The organism is Acidobacteriota bacterium, assembly GCA_016208495.1.
Classification (GTDB): domain Bacteria; phylum Acidobacteriota; class Blastocatellia; order Chloracidobacteriales; family Chloracidobacteriaceae; genus JACQXX01.
Genome location: JACQXX010000005.1, coordinates 1 through 6,884, shown reverse-complemented (window position 1 = coordinate 6,884; position 6,884 = coordinate 1). Strand labels below are relative to the sequence as shown.

Annotated in this window: 4 protein-coding genes; all 4 read right to left on the bottom strand. The window is 49.8% G+C overall.

The features are described from left to right. Positions 1-136: 136 nt before the first annotated feature. The 4 genes from HY774_00865 to HY774_00850 all read right to left on the bottom strand — a co-directional run bounded on the left by HY774_00865 (position 137) and on the right by HY774_00850 (position 6,719). Positions 137-2,536: an IPT/TIG domain-containing protein gene (locus HY774_00865; protein ID MBI4747012.1), complete on the bottom strand. Its 2,400-nt coding sequence runs from the start codon at positions 2,534-2,536 to the stop codon at positions 137-139. 58 nt (positions 2,537-2,594) lie between these two features. Then, positions 2,595-3,080, bottom strand: a complete 486-nt coding sequence (locus tag HY774_00860; protein ID MBI4747011.1) for a tetratricopeptide repeat protein — start codon at positions 3,078-3,080, stop codon at positions 2,595-2,597. Between the two features lie 204 nt (positions 3,081-3,284). Then, positions 3,285-3,734 (bottom strand): hypothetical protein, encoded by a 450-nt coding sequence (locus tag HY774_00855; GenBank protein ID MBI4747010.1) that lies wholly within the window; start codon positions 3,732-3,734, stop codon positions 3,285-3,287. Between the two features lie 351 nt (positions 3,735-4,085). Next, positions 4,086-6,719, bottom strand: coding sequence for an RHS repeat protein (locus HY774_00850; GenBank protein ID MBI4747009.1), 2,634 nt, complete (start codon positions 6,717-6,719; stop codon positions 4,086-4,088). Between the last annotated feature and the right edge of the window lie 165 nt (positions 6,720-6,884).

Here is a 6,884-nt window from a genome sequence, read left to right as displayed (position 1 = left end):
TCAGGGTCCAGGGTTGGTGAACTCACGTTGACGACGAACGCTTGAGCCACATGTGATTCGGCAGGTGGGTTCAGACTCAAGGCTCGTTCTTAACTCCGGTTTTCAAACCCTGAACCCTGAACCCTGAACCCTGCATTTAAGAGCCAGTGTCAGGAACAATCACGGTGGCGTCCGAAAAAGCTGTCGGTTGGGCCACGCTGGTGGCACGTACCGTCACCGACAACCCGCCTGACGGAACCGTGGTCGGCGCCGTGTAGAGCCCGGTCGGGGAAATCGTTCCCACGTTTGAATTTCCACCTGGAATCCCATCGACACTCCAGGTCACCTGCTGGTTGGCATTGCCCGGCAGCACCTGCACATTGAACTGGAAGCTGTCTCCCGCTGTCACCGTCGCATTTGATGGCGAGACAAATACCTGGATATTGGTGATCCCGGTCACGGTGACCCGGGCTTCGCCAAACACACTCGGAACAGCGGTGCTGGTCGCCCGAATGGTGATGGCGCCGGTCGGGACAGTCGCCGGAGCCGTATAAAACCCGCTCCCGCTGATGGTTCCAACTGTTGCATTCCCTCCCGGTGCTCCGTTGACGCTCCAGGTGACCTGATCCACTGTCCCTTGCGGCAGCACCACTGCGTTGAACTGAGCCGTTTGCTCCGTGACCAGCGACGCCGAAGCCGGGCTCACCTGGATGCTTCCGACCAGTGTGACGTCGGCGGTCTTCGTCAACCGTGGAACGGCGAGGCTTGTGGCCGTTATCTGGACTCGGGCTGTTGATGGTTGGTTTGGTGCCGTGTAGGTTCCATCGGTATTGATCAACCCGGTTGACGATGACCCGCCTACCCGCTGGTTGACACTCCACACCACCTGTTTGTTGTCTGAAAGCAGGGTCACGACTGAGGTGAATTTCTGTTTCAATCCCGGTCCCAGCACCGCCGCCGTTGGACTCAGCGTCATTTTCCCAAGCGTGATGCCAGCTTCGCCAAAAATCGAAGGCTGCGCCTTGAGGGTCGCCCGAATCACAATCGGTACTGGCGGCAGCCGGTCAGGTGGGTCATAGTGGGCCACGAAATTCCGATTTGGCACGGGGATGATCGTCCCTAATGAATTATTTCCTTCAACCACGCCGTTAATGCTCCATTCGACATCCCGGTTGATCTCCGGTCCAACCTCAATATTGGCCGTACACAGGGCACTGAACGAACCTCCACCCAGCTCAACAAATGGTTGGGATGTGGAAACCGAGATCGTACCCATCCGCACGCGGGCTTCTCCAAACAAGTTGGGAGCCAGCCGACTCGCGGCGCGAACTGTGATAAGTTGAGTCACAACCGCATTTGGGGCAGTATACACCCCCGCATCGGTTATGGTGCCGATGGCTTCATTGCCGCCTTCAACCCCGTTGATGCTCCAGATGATCGGTTGTTCAGCAATCGTGCCTGGCAATGTCGCGGTAAACTGGCCCGAGGCGCCTGGACCAACCGTCAATTCCGCTGGAACGACCTGGATTTGGCCGATTCGGATCCGGGCTTCGGCAAAGAGTTGTGGAAGCGTCTGGCTCATGGCCCGAATCACAACCGGTTCGGCTGGAATCAACGCTGGAGCTTGATAGAGTCCTTCGGCTGAAATCGTTCCAACCGTCGGGTTGCCTCCCAGAATGCCGTTGACCAACCACGTCACTTTCCGGTTATTGGCCGGCAGGGCTACGGCGAACACTGAGGCTGTCAACTGAAGTTGTTCAGTGGGCAGCAGGATGGCTTCTGACGGTGTGACCCGAACTCGCCCAACGGTGACTGGAACCTCAGTAAACAGAGTTGGAAAGGCTTTGCTGGTGGCCCTCACCACGATAGGAACGGATGAGATGGCATCGGTAAACAACCGGGGGGCGTTATAGACTCCATTTTGAGTGATGGTCCCATTTCCGGAGCCGGTTCCCGTCGTCACCGACCACGTCACACTCCGGTCACTGGATTGAACCCGCACTCGGGCGGTGAAGTTGACCTGTTCGCGAAAATCAATCACCACTGGCAATGGCGTAACCTGAACCGGAGGCACGATCACAAATGGTTCACTGGTTGTCAGGGTTTGGGTTGGCGTTTGGATCGTGACCTCACCCGTCACGGTCCCTTCCGGAACGATGGCCACAATTTCCGTCACCGATGCGCTTTCAATGACGGCGGTTTTGCCATCTTTGAACATCACCAGGTTCTCAGCCACCGTCGGGCCAAATCCAGTGCCGACAAAGGTCACCTTGTCGCCGGCAATCCCTTCCTTGGCGAAAAAGGACAGAATCACGGGTTGCGCGGCTGAACCCCGTCGAATCGCCGTGATGTTCCCCGCCGGGTCATACTCGTAGATCGCCACGTCTCCGTTGGGCGCAATCACGGCCCGAAGCTGGCTTTTTTCGTCATACACAAACCGGGTCGTCCCGCCGGTTTGTTGCCGCACCCAGGCTGACACCGCCCATCCGCCTACGGAAAGAAAACCGAGAACCATCACCAGCAGGATTATTTTCACGTGCCGCAATTTCCAACTCATCCGTCTCTCTCCTTATTATATAGGGCGCGGCGGGAAGCCCTCGACGCCCCTCCGCTCATCATTCAACTGGTGATGCCTGACTTCCGGTCAGAACCGGTCGTGCCGGAGCACCCTTTCCATACATCATCCGTTTGGTGCGCAGTTCCTGCCATTCCGGATGGGCCGCGTAAAACCGGGCGGCGACTTCGTTGGCCAGCGGGTCTTCCCGCCAGAGAACGTACTGCTTCGCCGCCCAATTCGCTTCCGCATGGCGATCCATTCGGGTGTAAACCGCCGCCAGAAACTGGTACGCCCCGGCATCATTTGGATCAATTGCCAGAATCTGCCGGGCGACGGTTTCGGCTTCCACCAACTGTCCAAGCAGAAGCCGGGTTTGGGCCAGGTGCCGGTGCAGTTCCCGGTCTCGCGGGAAGAGTCCACTCAAAGTCGTCAATTCATCAGCCGCTTCACCCCATTTGCCTTCCGCCCGTCGAACCAGCGCCCGGTAGTAGCGCATTCGCGGATTGGTTGCATCCAGTGGGCAGGGAAATGGGAGTCCAGTCAATCGGCAAATGCAATTATCCTGCTTCTACCGGATTTTGTGTTGGAGATAAATCAGAAGAGCAACTCAGTCAGTACCACCCGCGTCAGTGGGTGGGCCTGAGTTGATCCCAAACCCACCCGCTCACGCGGGTAGTACTGACAAGCCCTTTATTTCCAACATCAGCTTGGCACAACACAAAATCCGGTAGAAGCAGCAATTATCGAATCAATATTTTATTTTCTTCTCATTTTTTTTGTAGTTCGATCCAACATCAATCCAACCCGGGTATTTTTGCTTTGAAGAAATCCAGCCAACTGGGACCCAAAAATGTTCTAGTTTTATACCCCGCTTTTTGAATTCTTGTTTGAATTCAATAATTAATTCAGTTGGTAGTTTGTGATCTGAATAGAATTCAAACTTATATCCTATCTTTTTTTTATTTTGAGATTGAAGAAAGAAAATAACATCCTCCAATTTATTTGAAGAATAGCCAAACTCATCAATCTGATATTTTTCCCTGTTAGGCTCAATGATAAATGAAATCCGAATTAGTTTCTTTTCTCTTTTTTGCTCAACCTTAATCAATTCTTTATCAATTAAAACGAGCGGAAAACCTAAAGAAAAATAAACGCTAAACATAACCAAAAGTGAATTAACTAATTGTTTCGCAAGCATTTAATGACTTTCTCCTTTAATTGAGTTTAACCTCTTTTCTAATTCTTTTTCTGTAACAACCCCTGTGGTGGCATTGATTTTGGAAACTTCCTAATCACAAACCAACGGACTTATTGGTTTAAATCCTTCTGTTTGAGCCTCTCATCACAGGATTTGTGACAGAAAGAACAATTTTCTTGCTTCCACCGGATTTTGTGTTTTGACCCGTCAAAGGCTGGTTAGACATTTTTGAGTTTTCGTAAGTTGTTGAAAATCGACTCTTGAAATTCAAGGCTCTACAAAATAAAGTAGGCATAAGTCCTTTATTTTCAATATAGTAACCGTACAACACAAAATCTGGTAGAAGCAGCATTATTTATACTTACAACAGCAATATCTTTGCCTTGGAACTTCTTTAAATCCCCATTCAAACCAAAGTGAATCAGGGTCATATGGATTTGGAGTTAGCTTAGGAAACTCACTAGGCTGAGCGTTTTTTAGATAACTCCAGGTTGTGTGCCCTGTTGGGAAGGTAGCCTTTATAGCATGATAATCACTCGAATCTGGAATATTAGGATTGTCGTAGCCATAATCCCATTTGTCATAGAATGGATGACCCTTCCCAAAATATTTGTATATATAAAGCAAGAATCTTCCTTTTGCACCACAAAGGCAGTTACAAGACTCTTTTGGTCGGGTAAAATGACAGCGATACCCATAATTCCACCACAACCATTGCTCAAGGGATTCATATCCACCACTTGGGGCAACTGCGCAACCAGCGCCAAGAGCATACCCAATACAATTCCTGAGATGGGGCCATCTTTCTTCAAGACCCAATGGATCTACCAGATTGATTGCTGAATTTGACACATAAAGGTAGAGGTTAAGATTCGTCCCACCCTTATATTTTAGAAAATCCTCAGTAAGAAATCTGCCTTGGTACGGATCGTACCATCTTGCCCGGTAGTAAATCAGTTTTGTAAGATGATCCTCTTCGCGTCCGGTATAGAGATAACGTGTCAATTGATTGTTGTCAGTACTTTGTCCAAATGCCTCATAACTCATTTGTTCCAGGGTCTTTCCGCTGGTATCCGTCAAAGCAACGGTGCTGCCCAAATGATCGGGGATAAGGAAGAACTTCCCATGGGTACTGGATTGGCTTAATTTTTGATCCATTCCGAGCCCATTCAAATAGTTCACTGGGTTGCCATTGACTTGGTCTTGAACAACATCTTGTCCATCATAGACAAACTTGGTAGATGTGCTCCCAACGGTTCGCTCAATCCGTCGGCCAAGCGCGTCATAGCGATATTCCACCTGTTGACCGTTAGAAAGAGTGACTTTGGTCAACCTGCTACGGGAGTTCCATTCATAACGCGTGGTTCCGGTGAGGTCGGTTTTGGTGATAGGTTGGCCGAGCATATCAAAGTCAAACCTCGGCAACCCTGATTGCTGAATTCGATTGGCGGCATCCGCCGGGCTCAGGGTCTTTTCCTCCGGTAACCCTATCGGAGAAAACAAGGAGGTCCAGGCCGCAATTTCGTCATCGAGAGTGTAGGCAAATTGAAAATCCTCAATCGGTTGATTCTGAACATCAGTATGGGTTATTCGTTTCAACCGGTCGACTTCATCATAGATGTAGCTGGTGCGGACTCCATTTGGTCGATTGAAGCTCATAGTTCTTGAGAGAACATCATACGCAAAGGTGAAGGTATCCGCACCTTGTCGGAGGATTTGCACTCTTCCAGCCGAATCATACTCATAGGTGATCGGAGCTTGCCCCGGCACAGTGAGTCGGGTTCGATCTCCAGCTTTATTGTACTGATATGTGACTCCTTCAACCTGAGTTATTTCAGAAATCAATCGATTGGCGTCGTCGTAGTTCCAGACAATGTGTCCACCCTGAGTATCTGTCACGTTCGTCTGTCTGCCTGCTGCATCATAAATCCACAGGACCTCCGCATCTGGATACATAATCTTCGAGGGGCGATTGAGTAGATCATATTCCAGAACGGTTCGTCGTCCCAACCGATCCACTTCCAAAGTTTTGTTTCCCTGAACATCGTATTCCATCCAAGTCACTTTTCCGAGTGGGTCAATGATCCCGCTTAACCGGTTTAAGTCATCATGGTTGAACCGAACAGAGTTCCCTCGCTGGTCAATCACTGCCATCAAATGCTGATCAGTATTATAGATATATTGTACTGTATTCCCTTCAGGATCAGTGATTGTTTCCTTTGATCCTCTCAGGTCATAGGTGTAACGAGTAGTTCTTCCTGATGGAGAAACAACAGAAATTTGCTCATCTTTCAAATTGAATTCCGATTGGATTTCCCTGCCCAAAGGGTCAATTTCTTTAACCAATCGGTTTTTTATGTCATATTCCATTCGCCATGTCCGGTTTAGAGCATCAGTTCTACTTATCAGTAGATCGTTTTCATTATAGGTAAATTGCATCTCAGTATTGTTTGAATCCTTATAGATAATGACCCGCCCAATTTTGTCAAACGTCACTTCCTTTCGACGGTCTTCGGGGTCAACTACCACCTGTTGCCATCCTAACTGGTTGAATTCAAAGGTTGTTCGATTTCCAAGTGGGTCAACTTGCGCAATCACATTGCCATATTGGTCATATTCCATTCGTGAGGTGTGCCCAAGTCCATCCGTCATACTCACCACTTGCCCAAACTGGTCATATTCCCATCGGGTAATTTCCCCCAGAGCATTGATCATTGCCGTTTGGTTTCCACGTTCATCATATTCCATCCGGGTTTCATGACCCAGCTTATCAACCATTTTGGTGGGATTGTTAAACACCGGCTCGTATTCCATCCGGTTGGAATGACCAAGCTCGTCCGTCATTTCGGTTGTATTCCCTCTGGAATCATAGACCTGTTGATTTTCCATCGCTCCATTTGCCCCAATGGTGGCCATCGGTAGATTCGTCCCAATTTCCCGCTCAACCCGTCTGACCTGTCCCAGTTCATCCGTGGTTTCAATCACATAGCCAGCGGTGTTGAACCTCCGAGTCGTCACCCGCCCCATCGGATCCGTGATCGTCACGCCCGTCACCTGCCCACCTGAAAACGTGTACCGGTAGAGTTCAATTCCTCCATCGGCGAATTTCTGACCTGTCACCCGCCCCGTGTTTGCATCATATTCAAGCGT